Here is a 23,556-nt window from a genome sequence, read left to right on the forward strand (position 1 = left end):
TGGAATCGACGATGTTGCAGCCCTGCCCGGCCAGATAGTTCGAGATCGCCGCAACGATCCCACGCGTCGATTGGCACGTCACTGTCAATACATAGGTTTTCATTCGAGATAGCCCAATTCGATGTGTAAATGCTTCACCCGAAGCCTAAGGTGCGATTAAAGAGTTTGCTCGGCGATCATATGCAGGAACGCCTCGAGCTCTTGCCTGTCGACTGCGACCTGATGTCCCTTCTCCGGATAGGCGCCGGAACGAACGTCATCGGCAAATTCGGCAAAGGCGGCAATACGCTCATTCTGCAGCCGATCGAACTCCGCCGCGAAATCGCGGTAGACCTTCGCATGGCGGGGGCGATGGCCGCGATTGCTGCCAAGGACATCATCGGCAAACAGATATTGCGCGTCACATCCTGTTCCCGCACCCATTGAAATCATCAGCATCGATGTCCTTTGGCTGATGGCGGCCGCAACGTCACCAGGCACAACCTCGATTTCGACGGCAAAGGCGCCAGCCTCTTCCAGCGCCTTGGTCTGGCGCCAAATTTCAAAAGCGCTGATCGACGTTTTTCCGACGGCGCGAAAACCGCCCGTCCATGTCGCCTTCGAAGGAATGAGGCCAACGTGGCTGCAGACGGGAATTCCCTCATCCCGCATTCGTCGAATGATCGCGAGGCTTGCAGCGCAATAAACGGCATCGCCTCCGGCTTTCAGTGCCTTGAATGCCTCCCGCATATATTCTTCTGCCGAGACATAGTCGCCATATTCCAGGCCCGGTACTGCAAAGGGGCTTGGCGCGGCTTCACGGAAAGAGGGGCCCAAAAGCGCTGGTGGGACAGAAAGCATATCGATGCCGGCTCTCTCGGCGGCTTCCGCTTCCTCAAGTGACGTGACGCGCAGCATTGTCAATTGTCGCTTTCCTTTGAGCGACAGGAGATCGGCAACCGTCGGACGATTGTGCTTTTGCATTGGATGTTCCTCGATATGGATAGTTACGCCGCAAGCAGCGACTTCAGCTTGACCGTGCTCGCCGCCAAAGCAGCTTGATCCGGATGCGCCCGGGCGGCGATCAGCATCTCAGCAAGGCGGATATCGCGCGCTATGGCATTGCCGCGTCCGATACCGCTGGCGGCGAGCAGTCTTCCGTCCGCGCCGAGATGGAAGAGGATGAACGCCCCGTCATCGAGGTCGCGCCGTACATGGGCGACCGCTTCATCCGCAAGGCCGGCAATCTGCAATGTCAGGTCATACTGATCGGACCAGAACCACGGCACCGCGGATATCTCCGCACCTTCTCCCAGCATGTTGGCGGCTGCGAGATTGGCCTGCTCCTGCGCATTGCGCCAGGATTCGAGGCGAACACGCCTTCCGCCATAGAGCGCCAGCGGAAAGGAGCAGCAATCGCCCGCCGCATGAATATCGGCCATCGAGGTCTCCAATCGCTCGTTGACGGCAATGCCGTTGTCGATCGCAAGGCCCGCGTCGGCGGCAAGCGCGACATTCGGGAGGGCACCGATACCGACAAGCAGCAGATCGGCAGAGATCACGTCCCCGGTCGCCATGCGAACGACCACCTTGTCGGCGTTCTCCTGCACTGCTTCGATGATCTGATCGCAGCGTATATCGACACCTTCCTGACGATGCCGTTCGGTAATTGCCTCGGCGATCTCCTCCGGCACGCCGCGTTTCAACACCCGCGGAAGCCCCTCGATTACAGTGACGTCGGCGCCGCGCTTGCGTGCCGTCGCTGCCAGTTCCAGACCGATAAAGCCGCCGCCAATGATGGCAATGTGCCGTCCGGGATTGAGCACGGCATGCAAAGCCACCGCATCCGCATGGGTCCGCAGCATGCGGATGCGATGAGAGGTGCCATCGGTGCCGGGAAGCTTGCGTGCCGAAGCACCAGTTGCGAGCAGCAGTTTGTCGTAACTTAGCGTTTCCCCACCCGCGAGCCTGATGGTCTTTGTGGAGGGAGCGATCGTTGTCACCGTCGTATCGAGCCTCAGGTCGATCGATTGCTCCTGGTAACGCTCCAATGCTGCGACGAATTTTGGCTCGAGCGCCTCATCCGATCCGCCCTTCGAAAGCGGCGGGCGTTCGTATGGGGCCAGCGGCTCGGCGCCGATGAGGGTGATGTCGCCCTCAAATCCCTTTTCACGAAGTGCGAAGGCAGCGCGTGCGCCGCATTCCCCGGCTCCGACAATGACGAAATGCGCCACGATAGCCCCCTCAGAGCCCGATGAAGACGGTGCCATTCTCGACCTTGACCGGATAGGTCTGCAGATTGACGCAGACCGGAGCGCCCTTGGCTTCGCCGGTGCGGTAGTCGAAGCGGCCATTGTGCTTGGGACATTCGATGATGGTGTCCATGACAAGACCATCGGCGAGATGAATCTTTTCATGCGTGCACAGGCCGTCGGTCGCGAAATAATCATCCTCGGGGCTGCGATAGATAGCGAAAGTCCGCCCGTCATGATCGAAACGGATGACATCCTCCTCGTCGATTGCATCAGCGGCGCAGACTTCGATCCAGTTGGTCATGTTTTCCTCCCTCGCAATGTCGATGTTATTGTGCGGCGGCAGCCGGCAGGTCGCCGTGGAACTCTTCACGATAGGGCCGCGCCGTTGGCGGCAGCTCGCGCTTCAGGAAATAGTCCTCGTTACGCAATTGCCGCAGGAATGCCGGGATCATCTCGCGATAGCCGGACCAGATGGATGGATTGGCGGCCGGCAGATCATGCTTGATCATCGCATGCAGCTTTGGCAGCGCATGATAGGGCACCATCGGAAACATGTGATGTTCGACATGGTAGTTCATGTTCCAGTAGATGAAGCGGCTGACCGGGTTCATCATGACGGTGCGGCTGTTCAGGCGATGATCGATGACATTGTCGGCGAGGCCGCCATGTTGCAGCAGGCCGGTCAAAACGTGATGCCACGCGCCATAGAGCCGGGGAAGGCCGATCAGCATCAATGGCAGGATCGAGCCCATGGCGATCGCTGATGCGATGGTGACGATATAGATCGCAAGCCAGATACGGGCGATGCGGATCGCTTTCGGCTGCTCCATCTCGGGAATGAAGGTCTTTTCCGCGGCGCTGACAAAGCCGGCAGCATTGCGCAGCATGTCGACCATGGCGTACCAGGCATCGAGGATGCCGAAGAAATTCAGGGCGAGGCGCAGGAGATCCGGCGGCCGCATGACGGCAATTTCCGGGTCCCGGCCGACGATGACGGTATCGGTGTGATGGCGCGCGTGGCTCCAGCGCCAGGTCACCGGATTGCGCATGATCATGAAGCAGGCGATCTGATAGACCGCGTCATTCATCCATCGCGTCTTGAACGCCGTACCATGGCCGCATTCATGCCAGCGGCTATCCGAGGCAGAGCCGTAGAGCACACCATAGGCCAGGAAGAAGGGGACACAGATCCATGATCCCCAGAAGTAGACGGCCAGTACAGCGAAAACCGCCATGCTGCCGAGCCAGATGATGGTGTCGCGGATCGCAGGCGCATCCGAGCGCTGCATCAACGCCTTCATATCCTTGCGCGCAACATCCGTGTGATACCATTCGGCGGCAGCCAGCCCCGTTTCCACCGCCAGCTTGCCGCTTGCGCCGAGCAGATCATAGTCACGCTTGATTATCGTCGTCATCCCTGCCTCCCGCGATGCGCGATAGCGCCTCGCTCTCAATGCTGGAAACGATAGATCGACTTTTTGCTTGCCTCAATGGAGGAATGATGGAATCTATCAAAACCTATCATTAAGATAACGCAGGAATGATAAATTCCATCAGGAGCCGCCATGCGTCGCCCCACCATATCGGATCTCGCCAAGGCGTCCGGCGTCAGTGTCGCCACCATCGACCGCGTGCTGAACGGACGCCTTCCGGTTCGCGAACAGACGGCACGGCGCGTCTATGAAGCGGCGCAGGAGATCGGCTATCACGCTGTCGGCCTCCTGCGTCAGCGCGTCTTCGAAGACGTGCCGCGCTATCAACTCGCATTCCTATTGCAGAAGCCCACGCAGTCATTTTATCAAGCCTTTGCCAAAGAGATCGAAGCGGCTGCGGCGGCGATGACGGCAGCGAAGCTGCAGGTTCAAATCGACTATCCGGCTGTCTCGACACCGAGCGTGATCGCGGAGAAAATGCGAGCGCTGGCAGCGCGTAATCAGGCCGTGGCCGTCGTCGCCCCTGATTATCCGGCTGTCGAAGCGATCGTCGACGAACTCAAGGAAAAGGGGATTCCGGTCTTTTCCGTACTTTCCGACTTTGCCGCGGGCGTTCGGGAAGGATATCTCGGCCTCGACAACAGAAAGGTCGGTAGATCTGCTGCCTGGACGATCGCGCGCACGGCTCGCAAGCCGGGCAAAGTGGCGTGTTTTGTAGGCAGCCACCGCTTTCACGGCCACGAGTTGCGAGAGGTGGGTTTTCGCTCCTATTTCCGCGAGAATGCGCCGGAATTCGAAGTGCTGGAAACGCTCATCAATTTCGACGCCGTCGACGTCACGCATGAGGCGACGCTCGATCTTCTGCAGAAGCATCCAGACCTTATCGGTCTTTATGTCGCCGGCGGCGGAATGGAGGGGGCGATCGCCGCACTTCGGGAAGAAAACCGCGCAGGCGATGTTACCCTCATCGTCAACGAGCTTGTCCCCGAGAGTAAGGGCGCACTGATGGATGGAACAGTTGCCATGGCCATTTGCACTCCACTGCCTCTTCTGTGCCGAGAGCTCATCGCGCAAATGGTGAGTTCAGTCGAAGGAAGCGCGCAAATGACCGCGCGCCAGACCTTTTTTCCGTTCGAGATCTATATCTCCGAGAATATTTGAATGAAGGAAGCCGGCGATGGCAGGGTCGCGTTGGCAGCGCCGCTGCTCACGCGAAAGGGCCAAAACAAGGACCTCGATCTTATCGACACGAGATCGGACCGAGCCGGCCGCAGCCAAGCTCGGCAGGCTCCTTCGCATCGCCTGTTCGGCGATCATCCGGCCTTTAGGGCCGATTCGATGAAATCAAACGAGGCTTGGATCGCTTCTCGTGGGTTGGCGAGGTCGTGCACCAGGGGAGAGAAGCATTCGTAGGAAATCGGTCCGACATATCCGGCAGCCTGAAGAGCCTTGATCTGACCGACATTGTCCAGTCGGTCCAATCCGTCGACAAGAACCCGGTGTTCGTCTTCCATCTGGTTCAGCTGCAACGTCGGATCGACGACAGCCGATATGTGGACGATCCCGGTGTGGCTGGCAAAAATCGGTCCGCCATCCGCCAGGGCGTGATGGAATGTGTCATGGACGAGTTTATAGCGGTGTGCTGCCCCAAGCGCGTTGATCGTGTCCACGAGCTCTGCCTTGTAACGCAGTGAGGAACGTTGAAACCCCAATGGCTCGACCAGTGCGACCAGGTCCGCCTCTTCAAGAAGAGGTAAGATGGCGGCAAGGGACGTTTCGAGATTGGCTTTGCGCTCCTGCGCCGCGGTACCGATCCCCTCGTTTCGAGGGATCAGGCTGATGGTTTCAGCGCCGGCTTCCCTGGCGATTGCAATCAGATCCCGAACCTTCCGCTCGATATCATCCGACCAGAAATTGAACGGATAGACCTGGGACAGGCCAACGAGCCGCAAACCTCGCTCCCGAACCATTTGACCTGCCTCGGCCGGCGAAAGGCCGTCAAATAGCTGGCGCTTGAGGTCGTTGCGAACCTCTACGCCCTGGCAGCCGAGAGCAACCGACAGGTCGAGGAAATCGGTGTAGCTAAGATTTGGTGCCGTAATCTGATTGAGTGCCCAGAACATGTTTCCTCCCAATATCCCGATATTGCTGCTCCGGCGGAGCGTCACGCGGCTCTAGGCAATGCCAAAAGGATCCGTCGCGCGCAATCAGGTGGAATTTGGATTAGCGCATCGGTGAGGTTTCTTGCGCCTTCCGCTTGAGGTGTTTCACCTCATTCTCAAATGGAAGGAGGTAAAAAAAGTTGCGGTTCTAGAAAATGCGCATCCGGCATTTGAACGCGACCCTGGAGCACGTTTTGTGCCATCAGTTCGACGGTGTCCCGGCAAAGCTGTGCCAAGGGCGTGCCGATGACCATTGTCGCATAGCCGTCGGAAAGGGCTGCGCGACTGACAGAGGTGAGCTCGTTGACGATGAGGGCGACCTCCCCGGGCGCGCGCATTTCCCGCAGCGCCGCTATTGCACCTTCCATGCCACCGCCTGCGACATAGATGCCTCTCAAGTCCGGATGACGCTCAAGCAAGGCGACGGAGGTTTCATGGGTGAGCTTTCTTGTCTCAAGATTGATGACCGGTTCCAGGATATCGAGATCCGTCCGCAACTGGCTTAGGTATGAACGGAATCCGGCTTCCTTCAATTCGTGTCCCTGCCAGCGATTACTGCCAAGAAAAATCGCGACTTTTCCGGGCTGGCGACTTGCCATGGCGATCATCCATGCCGCCAGGCGTCCGGCCTTGTGATTGTCGAGACCGATATAGGTTTGACGCGCGCCGTGGCCGAAATCATTCAGCAGGGCGAAGACGGGAACTCCGTTCTGCCGCAGGCTCCGGGCGGCTTCATTGACGATGCTATGGTTGACCACAGTGCAAGCTATCGCATCAGTATGCGTGGCAAGTTCCCGCATGATTGCCGCAAAGTCTGCCGGCGACTGAGACGGTGAATATCGAATGGTCACTTCACCGCGAAAATCCTGACGGTCTGCCACCGCCCGGGTCAGCTCTTTGCTGAAAGACTGATAAAACTCCTGTCTTTCTTTTATGAGCAGAAAGCCAAATCTCACTCTTGCAAGCGGTGCGGTCAGTTGCCGATCGATCAGACCACTCGCATAATAGGCCAGTTTATGCGCTGCTTCTGCAACCTTGCGGACCGTTTCCTCGCGGACGAAGCCTCTCTTGTGAATGACACGATCTACAGTCGCTTTGCTTACCTTCGCCTCTTTGGCGATATCCTCAATTCTTGTCCGCTTCATATAAATCCTGATCAGGTCCCCGGGGGGTGACCTCGCCTTATTCGCCAGATCCAACAGGCTTCGCCATTGGCCGGCAATCTAAGTCAAAGTGAAAGGTGCTCCAAGAGGGGGCGGTTGTGCCTCGATCTATCAAAATGTCGATAGTTTGCTTCAGCCGCTGTCGCCTGGCATGGCCGCAATGGTCGAGGTTGCCGCCTTGCGCGGGTTGATTTCGTTTCCCCACCGCCGTCCAATCCGTCATGGGGAAGGGATGTTTTCGAAGCCCTGAAGATCGTTTCGCTTATGCATGCTCAGTATGCGAGAGGCAAATCTGCATCTCGGAATTTATTTACATGGACATCAAATAAGGATATTCTTTATCCTTGATAGATACATGCCAGCCGCGGGCTTTGGAACGATTTTATGATTTTGAAAAGCCAAGTCGAATGGGCTCTCCATTGTTGTGCCATTCTTGCGGGTTTGCCTGAGGGCCGCTATCTCTCCACCAAAGCGCTCGCCGAATTCCATGGGCTTCCCAAGGAATATCTTTCCAAGGCTCTCCAGAGCCTGTCTCAGGCTGGACTTGTCGACACGACACTCGGCCCCTCCGGCGGTTATCGATTGGCGAGACCGCCCGCGGATCTCACTTTTCTGGAGATCGTTGAGGCCGTCGAGGGGCGGCAGCGAACCTTCGTATGCACCAATATTCGCGCCAACAACCCCTGCCGCCCGAAGGACTATTGCGAGAGCAGCCCTTGTGCGGTGGCGCGCATCATGTGGGAGGCCGACGAGGCGTGGCGCGAGAAACTGCGCGGCGTCAAATTGTCAGACCTCGTCGGGATCCTGTCGAAGGAGATCCCGCCGGAACTCTGGAAAAGCTCTTTCGAATGGGTGCTAGAGCGCGCCGGATGATATCGCCCTGAGATTGGCCTGTTCCTTCTGTTCGCCTATCGGGGGGCAGACGAGGCTTTGGGCCGGCATCGCCAATGATATTCCGTTCGCCCTGCAATGTTCGTAGATGAGATCGATGATCTCGTTCTGTGCCGACATGCGGCCTGCCGCGCTCGCGACGCGGAAGAACAGCTCGACCTCGATGGCGATTGCGTCGATCGTCTTGAGCGCGACGACCGGCGGCGGGTTCATGACGATCCTTTCGCAGCCCTGCAGGACGGCAAGCATGACCTCTTCGACGAGCCGCGGCTTGTGTATGGCGGATATTCGTATCGTCAGCGAGATCTGGTGCGACTCATCAGGGCGGCTGCGATTGGTGACGCCCTGTTTCGCCAGAACGCTGTTCGGCAGGACGACGACGTTATATCCGCCCGAAAGCAGGTTGGTGGAGCGCCAGTTGGTTTCAACGACGCGCCCTTCGGTGCCGTCGGCGAGCTGGATCCAGTCGCCGATGACGTAGGCGCGACCGAGAGCCAGCGCGATTCCGGAAAAGACATCGGCAAGCGTGTTCTGCAGCGCAAGGCCGATGATGACGACGACGATGCCTGAGGTGGCGATTAGCGGTCCAACGGGCGCACCGAAGACGAAGCCGATGACGGACAGAGCGACGCCGAGATAGACGATGCCGACGATCAGATCCTGAAGAAGATGCGCCTCCTGCGGCCGGCGGTTGAGGGTGAGATAGATATGAAGGAAGCCGATCATCGTCCAGGCGAGATGCAGCCACCAGAGGATCCTTGCGGATTTGGCAAGCAGGATGCCGCCATCCTGAAGCTCATCGTAGTCAAAGTGATAAGGCGAAATTCCGGCAAGCCAGAGCACAAGGCTCATGCAGCAAAAGAACAGGATCTGCACGACGAGGCGCGCAGTCGGACGACGGCGCCCCTGGATGTGCCAGATGAGAATGCCGGCCAGCCCGAGCAGATTGATCAGGACGAGCGGCAGAAAATGATGTTCGCCAAACATGATAGGGCTCACCGACGATGATTTCCTGAAACCGGGAAGGGACAGGCGCCTCAGGCACCCGTCCAGCCTCCGGTTATTTCTTGATCGGGAAGGTCAGTTCCTTCTGGCTGCTGTCGACAACGAAGACAGCCAACAGCTTCGCCGGCTTGGTCTTGCTGGCATTCTCGCTGACGCCATGGCGATCGCCCGGCATCTCGGAGAAGTTTTCGCCGGCCTTGAAGACTTTGACCGGACCGTCATTGACCTGGCTTCGGATCGCCCCTTCCAGGACCGTTGCATAAATGAACGCCGAGTTCGGATGGGTGTGGGCCGAGGAAAAGCCGCCCGGACCATATTCCACGAGGACGCCCTTGATGCTCTTGCCAGGAACGTTCGGCAGTTCGTGTTGGTAGACAAGTGTGACCTTGGCATCCTTCTCGCCTTCAGCGTGTGCGACGGCGGTGGTGGACAGCAGGGCGGTGAGGGCGAGGCCGAGAATTGACTTGATCATCTCGAATTCCTTTCTGAAGAGTTGGACGGTCATTTGCGGGCGGAGGTTGCGAACCATTGCTCGAAGGTGATGCGGCCGAGGCGCGGATTGCCATCGGACACGAGCGAGCCGTCTTCCAGCCTTGCGCCGAAATAGCGGGCTTCCGGATCCGCCACGACCTTGCGGGCATCGCCCATGGCCTTCAGATAGCGGGCCACGAGCTCATTCAGCCGGACACGTTCCGGACCGGAGATCTCGACGATGCCGTTGATTGCAGCGGAGTTCGCCACGACGGTCATGTTGTCGGCGACGTCGTCGGAAGCGATCGGCTGCACATAGGCCGGCGACAGGCGCACCGTATCGCCGACCGTGCCGGACTGGGCGATGCCGCTTAGGAATTCCATGAACTGCGTCGAATGGACGATGGTATAGGGAATGCCGGATTCGCGGATGATCTTTTCCTGGGCGACCTTGGCGCGCATGTAGCCGCTTTCGGGCAGGCGATCGACGCCGATGATGGAAAGGGCGATATGATGCTTCACGCCGGCCGTCTTTTCCGCCGCCGCCAGATTGCGGCCTGACGTCTCGAAGAATTCGAGCACGGCTTTGTCCTCGAAGGAGGGCGAGTTTGCGAGGTCCATGACGATGGAGGCGCCCGCCAATGCTTCGGCGAGCCCTTCGCCGGTAATCGTATTGACGCCGGTGTTCGGTGCGGCGGCAACGACTTCATGGCCCTGCCTACGAAGGCGGTCGGCCGTCTTCGAACCGATCAGGCCGGTTCCGCCGATGATGACGATTTTCATGAGCTTCTCCATTTGCGGTCGCTTCGCGCACCGCATTGTTCGTTCATTCTGTGTGATTGTGTTGCAAGGACGGGCCGGCTCAGATCATGCCTTGCATCCGCTCAGCCGAGCCAGGTGCTCCCTAACAGCTGCACGCCGGCCCGGCGCTTGCTCACCAGGGAGTTAGTAGTCCCAGAACACCGGTACCCAACGGAAGACATCGCCGTCGGTTGCCACATGGCCGACCGAAGGGAACGGCATATGGGTGGCAACCAGAAGCCCTCCGGTCTCGGCCAGCTCCCGCAAAAGACGGACGCGCACGCGCGCAGCTTCTTCCGGATCGTGTTCGAAGCCGTTGTGCCAATCGGGATGTTCGAACCCGACGGCGAACACGGCATCGCCGGCAAACATCAGCCGGTCCTTGCCGGAGGCGACGCGGACCACGCTATGCCCGGGTGTGTGGCCGCCGGTTCGAGAGACGACCACGCCCGGTGCCACCTGGAATTCATCATCGAACAGTTGCAGCTGGTTTTCATACTCTTTTTTGAACTGTTTCGCGGCCGCCCGAAGCGCATCCGGGAAGCCGGGCGGCATTGACACATGGGAGAAGTCGGGCGCTTCCCAGAATTTGACCTCTGCCGCTGCCACATGGATACTGAGGTCCGGACGCAGCCGCTCCTTCACTCCATCGACGAGCAGCCCGCCAACATGATCCATATGCATGTGGGTCAGCACCACGTCAGTCACGGAACCAAGGTCGATGCCGGCAGCTTCCAGCCGCTTGATCAATTGTCCGGCGCGCGGCAGGTTCAATTCCGGGTCCAGCCCCAGGCCGGCGTCGATGAGGATGGTCTGCTTGCCGCTGCGAACGACGACCGCGTTCAGCGCCCAGTCGAAAGCGTCCTGCGGCAGGAACATATCATTCAGCCAGGCCGCGCGATCGGCAGCGTCGGCATTGTATCCCAGCATCTTGGTCGGCAGCGGCAACACGCCGTCGCTGATCACCAGTACCTCGATATCGCCGATCTGTACCGCATAGCGCGACGGAACCAGCTCGTCGGGGTTTGATTTAACGGGATGAGAAGTGTCCAGGTCCATGTTTGTCTCCTGTTGATCGAGATCTTGGAACCGATCTGGCCGGCTCCACGGTTGAAATGATTGTCATGAGCGTTTTGGTCGCGGCCGCCGGAACGGCCACCCATCGTTTGCCGAAGCCTTTTCTGAGAGGCTCAGTTGAGGCCGGCCCTGTCGAGGCCGTAGGCCTTGTCGGCCGAGCCCGGCACGGTCTTGAAGGCGATGCTGGCGCGGTTCCAGGCATTGATGACCATGATTACGAAGGTGAGATCGGAGATTTCCTTCTCGGAAAGCTGGCCGCGCACGCGCTCGTAGAGCTCGTCGGGAATGCCGCCTTCATGCAGTTTCGTCACCGCTTCCGTCCAGGCGAGCGCGGCGCGCTCCCGGGGAATGAAGAGATTGGATTCCCGCCAGACGGCTATGTGGTGGAGCCGGAGTTCGCTCTCGCCATGGATCTTGGCTTCCTTGACATGCATGTCGAGGCAGAAAGCGCAGCCGTTAATCTGCGATGCGCGGATGTGAACGAGATCCTGGATCTTCTGTTCGATGGCGCTGTCCTTCAGAGCCATGCTGAGTTCCGAAAGTTTCCTGAAGAGTTCCGGTGATTGCTGGGCATAATTCAAACGCTGGGTCATGGTCGCCTCCGTTATTAAGGATATTAAGTATCCTTGTGGATAAAAGATATCCTTAATAGCTGGACAGTAAAGTCCTTCCGGGCTAAGGTTCGAACATAAAGCCTATGCCGAAAAGTATGGGGTGGGGATGGATATCGTATGCGCATTGCAAACATTCATGCGGGTGGTGGAGACTGGCTCCTTTTCCGCCGCAGCGATTGATCTCAGGCTGACGCAGCCTGCTGTTTCACGCCAGGTTTCGGCGCTGGAAGCGCATCTCAACACACGTCTGCTGCATCGCACGACCACCGCGCTGGCGCTGACGGCGGAGGGGGAGCAGATCATCCCGATGGCACTCAAGGTCATCGAAGCGGTCGAGGCGCTTAGTGAAACCACATGTCGTGATGGCGGGCGCATAGCCGGCAAGGTGCGGCTGGCTTTGCCGACACCGCTCGGGCTTTACGTCAGCGACCGGCTCGGGATGCTGCTCGAACGCCATCGGGGACTTTCCGTCGACTTGCTCTTTCGCGAGGAACCGTCCGACCTGGTCGAAGAGGGGATCGATCTTGAGGTACGGCTGGGAACGGTCGCAGACTGCAGTCTGATGTGCCGCAGAATTGGGTGGACGACGGCCTTTCTCGTTGCCGCGCCTTCCTATCTACAAGAGCGGGCAGCACCCAAAACGCCCGACGATGTCAGCGCTCATGATTGCATCTGTTACAATCGCGCCGGAAACGGCCGGGCATGGTCGTTCTCAAATGGCGCCGAGGACGTTACCGTGAGGATCGCGCCGCGCCTCGTCGCCAGCAACGCGGTTGCCGTCCACCGCGCGGTGTTGGCTGGCAATGGGATTGCCGTACTTTCCCACATTCTTGTCGGTTCCGACATCGAGGAAGGCAGGCTGGTGAACGTCATGCCAGACTTTCCGCCGAGCCGAGTCGCTATCAGCGTCGTCTACCCATCGCGTCGGAACCTGCCGTTGCGCATCAGGACGGTCCTCGACTTCCTGATTGAGATAGTCGGCAAGGATCCGCTGATGGCGCCTGCGTCTTCTCATGGATGGCTTGGATGGCGCTCGGGTTGTCGAACGTCACCCGCATAAAAAGTGGGATTCACGCTCGCTTGAGATATCGCCACGCCGCCACGCTGCCGAAGAGCTGAAGACCGCCGCCGCAAAACATAGCCACAATGAACCCGAAAGTGGGCTCCCGGAAGAACGCGTAGACCGATCCGAGTGCGGCCACGCCGATGGTTGCGCCAACCATGCGTGCGACGTTGATCAGTGCGCTCGCAGTTCCAGCGCGCTCACGGACGACGCTCGAAACCGCGACTGCCGTAAGAGGCCCGGTCGCCATGCCCATCCCGATACCGGTCAACAGCAGGCCGAATTCCTCGGCGGTGAACAGGTTACCGTCAAAAGCAATGCCGAGCAGAAGGTTCCCCAGTCCTATCGTCGCCAACCCGATGCCGATGGTGTGCCGTTTTCCCAGATGTTCAGAAAAGAAACCGGAGAAGGGTGAGATTGCCACAAAGCTCAGCGCCATGGGCAATAGTGCCAGCCCGACAGCGATCGGAGGCAGTCGATCGAGGCTGAGGGAGGCGAGGGGAAACAGAAAGAGCGTCCCGTACATGCCGAACGTCATTGCGGCCGTTCCTGCCATTGCCCCGCTGAACCGCTCAGTGGAAAACATCGAAAGCGGCACGAGAGCCCGCTGATCGAGGCGCCGTTCCACCAGGATGAAAAGCGTCAGCAGACCGAAGCCGCAAAGTGCCAGCAGGATCGTCCAGACTATCGGAAAATGCGAGGACTCGATTGCCGCCAGGGTGATGGCGGCGAGCGACAATATGCCCAATAGCTGACCCAGCATGTCGAACGATCGTCCCTTTTTATCCGCACTTTCCAAGATCCAAGGCAATGCTCCGGCAGCCGCCGCCACGCCGATGGGAACCACGACGAGGAAAACAGCCCGCCAACCGAAATTATGGATCAGATAGCCACCAAGGCTTGGCCCAATGGCAAGCGACATGCCGTTGCAGCCGGCCCAGATACCGAGCGCCCGACCGCGAATCTGCTCGTCTGGGTAGATCACTCGAATGAGCGAAAGAGAGGCCGGTATCAGAAGGGCCGATCCGAGGCCGGTTATCGCTCTGGCGCCGATTAGGATCGTGATCGTCGGAGCCAAGGCGCATCCAAGGCTTGCGATTGAGAAGATGACGCAGCCGACGATGAAAATCAGACGACGTCCGTAAAGATCCGCAAGCAGACCGCCACTGATCAGAAGCGCAGCGTAGACGAGATTGTAGGCATCGACGACCCACTGCAACTGGGTTACGGAAGCCTGGAGGCTCTTGCCGATTGGTTGGACAGCCAGATTGACAACCGACGTGTCGACCTGCGCAACGATCACGCCCAGGCAGAGAATGGTCAGAGAAGCAGGATGTAGTTTCGAAGGCCGGTCGTCGCGCTGCTCGATTGAATGCATGACATTTCCTCATGGAAACAAACGTAGAGCAACTTGTTTGGTTTCACTTTGAAGGCATCGAAGTATCGAAAGACAAGGATGGTCATGCGAACCGAAAGGCACCCGTGCCTGGAACAAGCCTGTTCCGCGCAAGTTCGGGAGTTTTCCACGGGAGAACGGACCAATGTCTTCCTACAAAGACCGCCCTGTCATCAGCGATTTTCAACATCCCGGCCAGGCGCCGACTGGTGATCCCTTCATGGGAACGATCAACAACGAACTCGCCGACAAGGGTTTTCTCGTCACGAGCACGGACGAGTTTGTCAGTTGGGCGCGCACCGGATCGCTGATGTGGATGACGTTCGGGCTTGCCTGTTGCGCCATCGAGATGATGCAGATGTCGATGCCGCGCTATGACGTGGAACGCATTGGTGCCGCGCCGAGGGGTAGCCCCCGGCAGTCGGATCTGATGATTGTTGCCGGCACCGTATGCAACAAGATGGCGCCGGCGCTGCGCAAGGTTTATGACCAGATGCCCGAGCCGCGCTACGTGATCTCCATGGGATCATGCGCCAATGGCGGTGGCTATTATCACTATTCCTATTCGGTGGTGCGCGGATGCGATCGGATCATTCCGATCGATATTTATGTGCCTGGTTGCCCGCCGACCGCGGAGGCCTTGCTTTACGGAATTCTGCTTCTCCAGCGCAAGATTCGCCGCAATGGGACGATCGAACGATAACCGACACCCGTCGGCCTCGCTCTCCGTGGCGGCGTCGCGGCGCTTTGACGTTTATTTAGATTCTCATGGAACAAGCTCAAGATGCAGCCGTTCCCCTAGCAGATGCAAGGAACATCGAAGCCTTAAGATCGCAACGAAGCTCCCGAACGCATCGCAAACAGCAAGTCTGCTCAAATCAAGGTCAATGAAGGCATTATCCGAGGTCCACAGGGCACCGGTGCCGGTCTAGCGTATGGACGGCAGCTGAAACCACGCATTGCGCGGCAATGCTGGAACGGTCGTTATGCGCGTTCTTCAAGGAGAAAAATTGTGACCGATAGCCCCAGCACCCCCGATCTGCAAAACGAAATTGTAGAGCTTATTCCGGCCCTTCGTGCATTTGCACGCTCGTTTCATAGAAACGCCAGCGACGCCGACGATCTCGTGCAGGAAACCCTCGCGAAAGCGCTGGCCAATCTCAACCAATTCGATCGAGGAACCCGGCTGAAGTCGTGGCTGTTCACGATCATGCGCAATACGTTTTGCACGAAGTTCCGCATTGCCCGGCGCGAGGCTCCCGGAATCAAGAAATGCGTCTCCGGCACCGGGGTAGCCCCGCCATCGCAAGAATGGGCGATACGGGCCAAGGAAATGGAAGAGGCCTGCAATCTGCTGCCGGAACCTTACCGTGTCGTACTCGAATATGTTGTCATAGAGGGACGCTCCTATGATGCCGCTGCCGAGAAATTCGGATGTGCGATCGGTACCGTGAAAAGCCGGCTCAGTCGCGCCCGGCAGCAACTGGCAGCGCACCTTGACGAAGATAGGCATTAATGATGCCTGCACTTCTCAATGCATGGAGTGGTAATGCGTGGGGTTATGTATCTTTGCCGAACAGTGCCTTGGCAATATGATCGAGGGCGGCAGGCCTCTCGGATCGCACAAAACCCGCAAAGTTCATGTCTGCATCGATTAAGTCTCCGCCAAGAGCAAAGAGATAGGGAATCTTTTGCCTGTCGAGCCGTTCGACCAGGGGAAATACCTGTTCCGCCTCGAGATTCAGGGCGAGTATCGCCGCGTCCAGGTCATTCACCTCTGCTTTCGGTGAGCGTCACATGATTTGAGAGGAAATTCTTACCCTCAATCACGAACAACTGCCGCCGGAAAGGTTTCCGGATTTGATGCGATAGATCAGAGAAAACAGTCGAACAGGCTCGGCCTCGGGAACAAACGGCCACGTATATGGTTCGAGCACAGGGAGGGGCATCCACGACATGGGAGAGTTGGATGCACAATGTGATTGATGTGGAATTCAAGATGCTTTGGACCGCACCAGTCTACCTCGCGACCAGCAGTCGAGACGGCTGTCTGATTCAGGGGCCGGAAGATGCGATCCATTTCTTGTCGCGAAGATGGCCTTGCGAACGAAGCAGTTCCTACGCGCGTGCGACGGAAAAATGCGTTGCGGCGGTTTCGCACAAGATTCCCGTCGAGGCGTCGCGAGCAGCTTTCGTAATTGCCTGCCTTGACGCGCACTTGATGTCGGGAAGCAGGTCGCCATGAAGACTGGCGACGATGATGCGATTTCAGAAAATAACGCCTACGAGTTCGGCCGGAAAGCCTTTGCAAAGGGAGTGAGCAGCGACAACACGCTTTTCCGCAAGTGAGCAACACTGCGACCGAGGCCTATGGATTCATGGATGCGCCAAAGATCCGTAGCGGACAGCATAAGCCGGACTATCGGCTAAACTGATCATCCGTAATTGCCCCCATGCCGGACATAAGCAGATTACCCTTGTCTCGCGAGGCGTCCATCTCCCTCCCACATCAGCAGAAACTTCCGCGTTATCTGCGGCAGATGATCGTCAAGCCATTTGGCCATCGCCTGCTCTTCGGCCAAGCTCTCCCGCAGAGCATGTTTTGCCTCGTCGAAGTTTCCGGCGTCGGCGATCGTCAGTAGTGATTTATATGCCGCGATTTCATAGTTTTCGAATGCGAAATCGGTGAGGGCGTCTTTCAGTACTTCGTCGCTTACGCTTGCATGGCTCATGACAGTCGTCGGGCTGGTGAACGAAAGGATCATATCGTTGAGGTTGAGATAATCCTCGTCTAAATCCTCAAGGATACGTTCGAGCCGCCTGATTTGATCCTCCGTTTCGCCGATGTGCTGTTCAAGTTTTGCCGCCACTTCCGGATAATTTTCCAAGCGTGACGGTTGCGGTCTTGTCATCCCCAAAGCCTGGTTTTCCATCGCAAAGGCGTTTCGAAGGCCGATGACGAACATGTCGTGGATTTCTGTCTCTGCCATGATTGCATCCTCCATTAGCCGCTCGTTCTCAAACTAGGGCCAATTGGCGTTGTTCCCGCCGCTTCTGTTGTCCTGACGAATACCGGCGGATCGGCAGCATGCATTGCGTGCGGAATTTGATGGCATGGATGGTCGGGAACCATGCCCGCCAAAGACCGTTCCCCTTCCTGGTGGAGGAAAACCCATGGCGCCAAGATCATTCTGGAAAGGCTATCTCAAACTGTCGCTCGTGACATGTCCGGTCGCCATGGCTCCGGCGACCACCGTTAACGAGAAAGTTCGCTTCCACACGCTGAACAGAAAGACGGGCAACCGCATCGTCAGCCAATATGTCGATTCCGTCACGGGCAAGGCGGTCGACGAAGACGATGAGGTCAAGGGATATGAGCGCGGCGAGGATGACTATGTCATGCTCGAGGACGAAGAGCTCGATGCCGTGGCGTTGGAAAGTACCAGAACGATCGATATCGAGATGTTCGTACCGCGCGACAGCATCGAATGGATCTGGTTCGATACGCCGCATTATCTGACGCCGAACGATGCTGTCGGTGAGGAGGCTTACTGCGTCATTCGGGATGCGATGGCCGCGAGCCGCATGGTCGGCATATCCCGGCTCGTCATGTATCGCCGTGAGCGTGCCGTCATGCTGGAAGCGCGAGACAAAGGGATCGTCCTGTGGACGTTGCGATTTGGCGATGAGGTCCGGGATGAAGGGGATTACTTCGAAGACATCCCTGCAAAATCGGTCGACACCAAACTGCTGAAGCTCGTGGGAGAGCTGATAGATGAGCGAACGAAATCATGGGACCCAGGTATGGTCTCGGACCCCGTCCAGGACAAGCTTCTCGATATCATCGCTGCCAAGAAGAAGGGTCGCAAGCGCCCCGCAAGGGCAAAGCCCGAAGAGGCACCTGCCACGGGCAATGTCATCAGCATCATGGATGCACTTCGAAAGAGCCTCTCACAGGAAAAGGGTGCAAAGAAAAGATAATCCGCATCAAGGGGTTTCCGCCGGGAAGACGGAGCCTGTCATGAGCCGCGCTTGCGCTTCGCGTCGGGCAGATGCAATGGTTCTGCGGCTTTCCTGAACTCGGCCCAGGGATCCGAGCGAAGCGCGGCAAGCCGTGTCGGCACGTTGAGCACGGTGAAATAGTCGGGGCCGATGGCGGGGCTCAGTTCCTCCCAGGACAAGGGCATCGAGACGGCAGCTCCAGGACGAGCGCGGGTCGAATAGGGCGCAACAGCAGTCGAGCCGCGTTGGTTTCGCAAATAGTCGACCAGGATCTTGCCCCGGCGTTTCGATTTGGTGATGGTCGAAACATAGCGGCCGGGGCTATCAGCGGCCATCGCGTCGGCGATGTCCTTGGTAAAGGCTTTCACGGCAGGCCACTCGGCTTTGGCGACCAGCGGACAGACGATGTGCAGCCCTTTGCCGCCGGATGTCTTGACGAAGGGAACGAGACCCGCCCGTTTCAGCCGTTCGCCGGTCTCTTCCGCGGCGGCGATGACCTCTGTCCATGCGACATTCGGACCAGGATCGAGATCCATGATGATCATGTCAGGCTTTTCCCAATTGCCGACCATCGATCCCCAGGGATGGATCTCCAGGACAGCGGCCTGTACGAGGCCGATCAGGCCGCTCAGGTCGTTTATGCTCACATATGGCTCCTCGCCTTGCGGGTCCTTCGCCAATGCGATGTTCCGGTTCATGCCCTTCCAGGCGTGCTTCTGGAAGAAATGCTGGCCGCCGATCCCGTTCGGGCAGCGCACCAGCGCAAGCGGCCGGCCGACGACAAAGGGTCCCATGTAGCGCCAGACCTCGGTGTAGTAATCTGCAAGTCCGGCTTTTGTGACGCCCTCGTCCGGCCAATAGAGACGATCGCCGTGGGTCAGGGAGATGCTGGCTCGCGACGGCCTTTCAGTCGAGGTCTTGGCGGCTGATTTCGGTGCTTCGCGAACAATGTCGAGTGGGTTCTTGTCTTCTCTTAAGCCACGGAAGGACGCATGACGCAGATGGCCGTCGGCGGTCCACGCACGGAATTCGACTTCCGCGACCAGTTCGGGCCGTATAAAGCGGACACCGCGATGTTCTTCTGCCGTCAGCCTGGAAGCGAAAGGACTTTCCTCTGCCTTCAGGCGGGCAAGCCTTTTGAAGAGCTGCTCGGCGACTGTGTGTGTGTACCCGGTTCCGACGCGGCCGACATGCTGCAGCTTGCCATGCTCGTAGACGCCGAGAACCAGCGAGCCGATCGCGTTTCTCGATGTCGTCGACGGCACCCAGCCGCCGATGACGAATTCCTGTCGTGACGAACATTTCGATTTGACCCAGCTCTTGCCGCGGCCGGAGCGATAGGGATCGCTGGCGATCTTGGAGACGATCCCTTCCAGGCTCAACCGGCAGGCATGGTTCAACAGCAGATCGCCATTCTCGTCGAAATGGCTGCTGAAGCGGAGGATCCCGGTTTCGGACGAAATGATCTTCTGCAGCAAGTCCTTGCGGCTGACCAAGGGGCAGGCAGTTAGATCATAGCCATCGAGGTAGATGAGATCGAATGCGTAGAAGACGAAACGGTCGCTGCGCCCTTCGCTGAGGTCGGCCTGCAGGGCGGAGAAGTCTGAGGCGCCGGCAGCTGGCTCGACGACCAGTTCGCCATCGATGATGGCTGTGCCGACGGGGAGATCCTTGAAGGCGCTGATGATCTCCTTGCCGAATTTCTGAGTCCAGTCGAGGCCGCTGCGCGTCAGCAGCTTGACGCGGCCTGCCTCGATGCGAACCTCGAGCCGATAGCCGTCGAATTTGATCTCGTGAAGCCAGCGCTTGCCCGTGGGAGGCTTGGATACCAGTGTCGCCAGGGCGGGCTCGACAAACGCCGGCAGGGCAGCCTTCCTGGCGTCCTTTAAGGCGGATGGCTCAATGGGCTTCGCATCGGCTTCCCGCTCGGGCGCAGCTTGGCTCGGCTTCTTTTTATTCTTGCCCTTGTCGTTGAAGCTCTCATCCTTGGCTCGGGCTATCCTGCGATCAATCTTGCCCGTTTTGGACGACCAGCCCGGCTTTTCGCCTGCAACCTCATCGATGACCCGTCCCGTCTTTGCCGATTCCGGCTGCTCTTCGAGGATATCGGGCGCACCCTCCGGGCGGGCCGCATCGTCCTCGCCTTTGATCAACAGCCAGTTTTCCCGCTTCTCACGCGGCTTTCCGGCCATGCGGATCAGATGCCACCGGCCACCGAGTTTTTTTCCGTGAAGCTCGAATTCGAGATGTCCTTTTGCCAGTCCCTTGTGGGGGTCGCCAAGCGGCGTCCACGTACCTTTGTCCCAGACGATGACGGTGCCGCCGCCATATTCGCCCTTCGGAATCGTGCCTTCGAAACCGCCATATTCCAGGGGATGATCTTCGGTCTGTACCGCGAGCCGCTTCTCGCCGGCCACCAGACTTGGCCCCCTGGTCACCGCCCAGCTCTTCAGCACGCCGTCCAATTCGAGGCGAAAATCATAGTGGAGCCGGCGCGCATCGTGCTTCTGGATGACGAAGCTGCTGCCGGCTGATGCAGCCTTGTTCCTGCTCGCGCGGCCCTTTGGTTCCGATGTTCTGGTGAAATCGCGTTTGCGGTTATAGATCTCCAACGCCATGATCAGCTCGCCTTGCGTTGTGTCCGCGAGGAGGCGGCGGCACGCGATTTTGCTGCCTTGCCGGATGCCGCACGCGATTTCTTGGCGGGATGTTGGGCGCCTGTCTTGCCTTGGCCAGCCATGCCGGCGCTCTGGCGCAGAGCCTCCATAAGATCGGTAACCTTGGCGACTTTCGCCGGCTTGCGTTGCGGGATCTTTTTGCCTTCGATCTTGGCTTTTACCAATTCAGCGAGCGCGGCCTCATAGCGGTCGTCGAATTCACTGGCATCGAAACTGCCTTTCTTGGTGGCGATGATATGTCTGGCGAGATCGAGCATTTCGCCCTTGATCTTCATATCGGGTACGTCCTCGAAAGCTTCCTGTGCCGAGCGAACCTCATAATCGAAATTCAATGTCGTAGCGATCAGCCCCGCGCCATGGGCGCGGATCATCATTGTCCGAAGGCGGCGAAACAGAACGGTGCGGGCAATGGCGGCAACCTGCTTCTTGCGCATCCCTTCGCGGATCAGCGCGAACGCTTCTGCGCTCGCCGGAGCGGAAGGGGCCAGATAATAGGGCCGGTCGAAATAGACATCATCGATTTCATCGCATGCCAGAAAGGCTTGTACATGCAGGACCTTATCGCTTTCCGGCACCGCCGCGGCGACTTCCTCGGGCTCAAGGATGACGTAATCGTCCTTGTTGAGTTCGTAACCCTTGACCTGATCCTCGCGCGGCACCGGCTTTCCGCTCGCACTATCGATGAATTCGCGCCTGACCCGGTTGCCGGTCGCCCGGTTCAGCGTGTGAAAGGAAATCCGTTCCGAGGTGGAAACTGCCGTATAGAGCGCGACCGGGCAGCTGACCTCCCCGAATTTGAGATATCCTTTCCATTGCGCACGCGGGCTCATGGGGATGCTCCATTTTCACAATGATATTCAACGATGCCGAAACGGCATTGTTCCGCGATTTCGGATTTCGCCGCTGCGCTGACCGGCGTGCTTTTCCGATATTGGATTGACGTCATGCGCGACGTTGCGAGCCTGGCGCCTCGGGACCTATTTTCCCAATTGCTTGGCCATCTGCAGATGATGTTCGAGCGTAGGTGTCGTATTCGCGACCCATGCTTTCAAAGCAGCACCGTCTCCCTTTTCGCCATATCGTTTGAAAAGATCGACGGCTTTGGCGTGAGCTGAACGTTGGTCGGAATCGTAGCGCTGAATGAATTCTCTTCCTTGCAGCTTTTGGAGCCTGGTCAGCATCTTTTTCTGATTGGAGGTCATATCGCTGGGAAGCGCCGCCTTCGCCTTGCCGCTCCTTATCAGATCTTTCAACTGCATCCTCGTCTTCTGATGATCATCGACCATTTGCTGCGCAAAAGCCTTCGTCTGAACATCGCCCCGCTGCAGAGCAAGCTTACTGGCTTCGATTTCGAACATGTCGCAGCTCGCCGCTTCATTGACGAAATCCTGCGCCGCCGGTGCGGCGCATACGAGCGAATTGACTCCTGTCTTTTCGGCAGCCGACTGGGCGAAGGCGCTGGTGGCGTTCCCCTTCCTTCGCTCTTCGAACTTGGAAAGAGGCGAAACGTTCCTGGGCCATTTATCCTCATGGATACAGAGGACCAAAAATACGCGGCGAAGGCAAGCTTCCTGTCAGAGCATAAGACCGGCTTCCTGGCCTCAACGATCGTATCCTCCTTCGCCTTCCTCCTCAGCGTCTCATCACATTCATGATCAGCGACACCACGAAGAAGATGAGGAAGATAAAGAACAGGACCTGTGCGATGGACGCAGATGCGCCTGCTATGCCACCGAAGCCGAGCGCACCTGCAATCAAAGCTACGACGAGAAATATCAGTGCATAATAAAGCATTTCGCTCTCCATTGGTTGCTGCAAAGAGAACGAAATTGTGAGTGGTTTGTTCCTGAGGAGGTTGGAAGCATCACACTGCAGCGGTTGCCTGCCTCGACCAAGCCTGCTCGCCGCCGTTGCCGGGAGGCGGCGGCTCGGCGGCGTCCAGATACATCTTTGCCGGTGCTGTCAACACAAACCAAAGGCTGGCGCCGAGCAGGAATGAGCTTGCGGCCTCATCACCGGCGGAGACGCAGAAGGGGAAGATGACGGCGGTGAACAAAACGGTCAGGCGTACCGCCCATTCCGTTTCACGCTTGCGGGTGGCCGTCGCCGCGAGCGCCCGATAGGACCGCATATCGTAAATCCGTCCCACCCGTCCCAGGGCCAACAACCGCAGTGACGGAAGCGAAAGCATGAAGAGCGTGCCGAGCCCGAAAACATAGATAGGGCCGTTTAAAAACAGGCCGCATGCCGACAGAAGGGCAAGTATGACGATGAGGTTCCACAAAGGGAAGAGCTTCTGCGGAGAATGGCCTGTCTGTGTGTGCCATAGTTGCATGACCGCCGATCCGCCACGCAGCAGCGGTCGATCAATGTAATAATTGAGGAATTCCATGATGCGCCCTTCTAAACCTGGCGCAGACACATCAGAAAAATCCGGCGTCAGCATGGCAGAATCGCAAATCCGATAGGCCAATCGAGCTAACTCGATGTTTTTCTATTGCGGAGGGAGGAACTATCCGCGGTCAACGGGGTTCTCTGGCTGATTTGTCTTTCAGACGAGGCGGCG

At 58.2% G+C, this 23,556-nt stretch carries 25 protein-coding genes and 2 pseudogenes; 7 read left to right on the forward strand and 20 right to left on the reverse strand.

Annotated elements, in window-relative coordinates:
• The 5 genes and pseudogenes from purU to FBZ97_RS31160 all read right to left on the reverse strand — a co-directional run.
• Window positions 1-103: pseudogene (gene purU / locus FBZ97_RS31140) on the reverse strand (formyltetrahydrofolate deformylase); the annotation flags it as partial.
• 53 nt (window positions 104-156) lie between these two features.
• On the reverse strand, window positions 157-963 hold the full coding sequence (locus FBZ97_RS31145) for a 3-methyl-2-oxobutanoate hydroxymethyltransferase (RefSeq protein WP_145323914.1): 807 nt from the start codon (window positions 961-963) through the stop codon (window positions 157-159).
• A 23-nt stretch (window positions 964-986) separates the two neighbouring features.
• Window positions 987-2,213 (reverse strand): FAD-dependent oxidoreductase, encoded by a 1,227-nt coding sequence (locus FBZ97_RS31150; protein WP_145323912.1) that lies wholly within the window; start codon window positions 2,211-2,213, stop codon window positions 987-989.
• A gap of 10 nt (window positions 2,214-2,223) precedes the next feature.
• Window positions 2,224-2,535, reverse strand: a complete 312-nt coding sequence (locus FBZ97_RS31155) for a MocE family 2Fe-2S type ferredoxin (protein WP_145323910.1) — start codon at window positions 2,533-2,535, stop codon at window positions 2,224-2,226.
• 25 nt (window positions 2,536-2,560) lie between these two features.
• Window positions 2,561-3,649, reverse strand: a complete 1,089-nt coding sequence (locus FBZ97_RS31160) for a fatty acid desaturase family protein (RefSeq protein WP_145323908.1) — start codon at window positions 3,647-3,649, stop codon at window positions 2,561-2,563.
• 150 nt (window positions 3,650-3,799) lie between these two features.
• Between FBZ97_RS31160 and FBZ97_RS31165 the strand changes: the two genes are divergently transcribed.
• Window positions 3,800-4,828: a LacI family DNA-binding transcriptional regulator gene (locus FBZ97_RS31165; protein ID WP_145323906.1), complete on the forward strand. Its 1,029-nt coding sequence runs from the start codon at window positions 3,800-3,802 to the stop codon at window positions 4,826-4,828.
• A gap of 152 nt (window positions 4,829-4,980) precedes the next feature.
• Here FBZ97_RS31165 and FBZ97_RS31170 read toward each other — a convergent pair whose 3' ends face one another.
• Both FBZ97_RS31170 and FBZ97_RS31175 read right to left on the reverse strand, forming a co-directional pair.
• Entirely contained in the window at window positions 4,981-5,790 is an 810-nt protein-coding gene (locus FBZ97_RS31170) for a TIM barrel protein (protein WP_145323904.1), read from the reverse strand.
• A 155-nt stretch (window positions 5,791-5,945) separates the two neighbouring features.
• Window positions 5,946-6,974 carry a LacI family DNA-binding transcriptional regulator gene (locus FBZ97_RS31175; protein WP_145323902.1) on the reverse strand — a complete coding sequence of 343 codons (1,029 nt, stop codon included), beginning with the start codon at window positions 6,972-6,974 and terminating at the stop codon, window positions 5,946-5,948.
• A 402-nt stretch (window positions 6,975-7,376) separates the two neighbouring features.
• Between FBZ97_RS31175 and FBZ97_RS31180 the strand changes: the two genes are divergently transcribed.
• The gene (locus tag FBZ97_RS31180) at window positions 7,377-7,865 is read left to right on the forward strand and encodes an Rrf2 family transcriptional regulator (RefSeq protein ID WP_113352497.1); all 489 of its coding nucleotides are present in this window, start codon (window positions 7,377-7,379) and stop codon (window positions 7,863-7,865) included.
• Here the strand turns inward: FBZ97_RS31180 and FBZ97_RS31185 are convergent.
• The 5 genes from FBZ97_RS31185 to FBZ97_RS31205 all read right to left on the reverse strand — a co-directional run bounded on the left by FBZ97_RS31185 (window position 7,848) and on the right by FBZ97_RS31205 (window position 11,830).
• Window positions 7,848-8,870, reverse strand: coding sequence for a mechanosensitive ion channel family protein (locus tag FBZ97_RS31185; RefSeq protein WP_145323933.1), 1,023 nt, complete (start codon window positions 8,868-8,870; stop codon window positions 7,848-7,850). The two genes, FBZ97_RS31180 and FBZ97_RS31185, sit on opposite strands and share 18 nt — an antisense overlap.
• A 73-nt stretch (window positions 8,871-8,943) precedes the next feature.
• Complete coding sequence (locus tag FBZ97_RS31190) at window positions 8,944-9,360, reverse strand: cupin domain-containing protein (RefSeq protein ID WP_145323900.1); 417 nt, start codon at window positions 9,358-9,360, stop codon at window positions 8,944-8,946.
• 29 nt (window positions 9,361-9,389) lie between these two features.
• The gene (locus tag FBZ97_RS31195; RefSeq protein WP_145323898.1) at window positions 9,390-10,142 is read right to left on the reverse strand and encodes an SDR family oxidoreductase; all 753 of its coding nucleotides are present in this window, start codon (window positions 10,140-10,142) and stop codon (window positions 9,390-9,392) included.
• A 162-nt stretch (window positions 10,143-10,304) separates the two neighbouring features.
• Window positions 10,305-11,219 carry an MBL fold metallo-hydrolase gene (locus tag FBZ97_RS31200; protein WP_145323896.1) on the reverse strand — a complete coding sequence of 305 codons (915 nt, stop codon included), beginning with the start codon at window positions 11,217-11,219 and terminating at the stop codon, window positions 10,305-10,307.
• A gap of 131 nt (window positions 11,220-11,350) precedes the next feature.
• Window positions 11,351-11,830, reverse strand: coding sequence for a carboxymuconolactone decarboxylase family protein (locus tag FBZ97_RS31205; protein ID WP_112420551.1), 480 nt, complete (start codon window positions 11,828-11,830; stop codon window positions 11,351-11,353).
• Window positions 11,831-11,957: 127 nt separating this feature from the next.
• Between FBZ97_RS31205 and FBZ97_RS31210 the strand changes: the two genes are divergently transcribed.
• Window positions 11,958-12,911: a LysR family transcriptional regulator gene (locus tag FBZ97_RS31210; RefSeq protein WP_145323894.1), complete on the forward strand. Its 954-nt coding sequence runs from the start codon at window positions 11,958-11,960 to the stop codon at window positions 12,909-12,911.
• Between the two features lie 10 nt (window positions 12,912-12,921).
• Here the strand turns inward: FBZ97_RS31210 and FBZ97_RS31215 are convergent, their stop codons facing one another.
• Window positions 12,922-14,292 carry an MFS transporter gene (locus tag FBZ97_RS31215; RefSeq protein WP_145323892.1) on the reverse strand — a complete coding sequence of 457 codons (1,371 nt, stop codon included), beginning with the start codon at window positions 14,290-14,292 and terminating at the stop codon, window positions 12,922-12,924.
• 163 nt (window positions 14,293-14,455) lie between these two features.
• Here FBZ97_RS31215 and FBZ97_RS31220 point away from each other — a divergent pair, with 163 nt between their 5' ends.
• Window positions 14,456-15,013 carry an NADH-quinone oxidoreductase subunit B gene (locus FBZ97_RS31220; protein WP_069615666.1) on the forward strand — a complete coding sequence of 186 codons (558 nt, stop codon included), beginning with the start codon at window positions 14,456-14,458 and terminating at the stop codon, window positions 15,011-15,013.
• Between the two features lie 309 nt (window positions 15,014-15,322).
• The gene (locus tag FBZ97_RS31225) at window positions 15,323-15,826 is read left to right on the forward strand and encodes a sigma-70 family RNA polymerase sigma factor (RefSeq protein ID WP_145323890.1); all 504 of its coding nucleotides are present in this window, start codon (window positions 15,323-15,325) and stop codon (window positions 15,824-15,826) included.
• A gap of 43 nt (window positions 15,827-15,869) precedes the next feature.
• Here FBZ97_RS31225 and FBZ97_RS31230 read toward each other — a convergent pair whose 3' ends face one another.
• Complete coding sequence (locus FBZ97_RS31230; protein ID WP_145323888.1) at window positions 15,870-16,085, reverse strand: hypothetical protein; 216 nt, start codon at window positions 16,083-16,085, stop codon at window positions 15,870-15,872.
• A gap of 224 nt (window positions 16,086-16,309) precedes the next feature.
• Here FBZ97_RS31230 and FBZ97_RS31235 point away from each other — a divergent pair, with 224 nt between their 5' ends.
• A complete protein-coding gene (locus tag FBZ97_RS31235; RefSeq protein ID WP_246661920.1) occupies window positions 16,310-16,555 on the forward strand; it encodes a DUF982 domain-containing protein in 246 nt (81 codons plus the stop codon).
• 226 nt (window positions 16,556-16,781) lie between these two features.
• Here the strand turns inward: FBZ97_RS31235 and FBZ97_RS31240 are convergent, their stop codons facing one another.
• Entirely contained in the window at window positions 16,782-17,300 is a 519-nt protein-coding gene (locus FBZ97_RS31240) for a ferritin-like domain-containing protein (RefSeq protein ID WP_145323884.1), read from the reverse strand.
• 184 nt (window positions 17,301-17,484) lie between these two features.
• Here FBZ97_RS31240 and FBZ97_RS31245 point away from each other — a divergent pair, with 184 nt between their 5' ends.
• Window positions 17,485-18,291 carry a Ku protein gene (locus FBZ97_RS31245; RefSeq protein ID WP_145323882.1) on the forward strand — a complete coding sequence of 269 codons (807 nt, stop codon included), beginning with the start codon at window positions 17,485-17,487 and terminating at the stop codon, window positions 18,289-18,291.
• Between the two features lie 38 nt (window positions 18,292-18,329).
• Here FBZ97_RS31245 and ligD read toward each other — a convergent pair whose 3' ends face one another.
• From ligD to FBZ97_RS31270, 5 genes and pseudogenes are all read right to left on the reverse strand, one after another.
• On the reverse strand, window positions 18,330-20,930 hold the full coding sequence (ligD, locus tag FBZ97_RS31250; RefSeq protein WP_145323880.1) for a DNA ligase D: 2,601 nt from the start codon (window positions 20,928-20,930) through the stop codon (window positions 18,330-18,332).
• A gap of 2 nt (window positions 20,931-20,932) precedes the next feature.
• Window positions 20,933-21,826 (reverse strand): Ku protein, encoded by an 894-nt coding sequence (locus FBZ97_RS31255; protein WP_173002483.1) that lies wholly within the window; start codon window positions 21,824-21,826, stop codon window positions 20,933-20,935.
• A gap of 141 nt (window positions 21,827-21,967) precedes the next feature.
• Window positions 21,968-22,444 (reverse strand): annotated as a pseudogene (locus FBZ97_RS31260) (DUF4142 domain-containing protein); the annotation flags it as partial.
• 178 nt (window positions 22,445-22,622) lie between these two features.
• On the reverse strand, window positions 22,623-22,784 hold the full coding sequence (locus FBZ97_RS31265) for a DUF1328 domain-containing protein (protein ID WP_095437579.1): 162 nt from the start codon (window positions 22,782-22,784) through the stop codon (window positions 22,623-22,625).
• Window positions 22,785-22,854: 70 nt separating this feature from the next.
• A complete protein-coding gene (locus FBZ97_RS31270) occupies window positions 22,855-23,436 on the reverse strand; it encodes a hypothetical protein (protein ID WP_246661912.1) in 582 nt (193 codons plus the stop codon).
• Between the last annotated feature and the right edge of the window lie 120 nt (window positions 23,437-23,556).

The sequence above is a fragment of the Rhizobium sp. ERR 942 genome (assembly GCF_007828395.1).
In the GTDB taxonomy this organism is placed as follows: Bacteria; Pseudomonadota; Alphaproteobacteria; order Rhizobiales; family Rhizobiaceae; genus Rhizobium; species Rhizobium dioscoreae.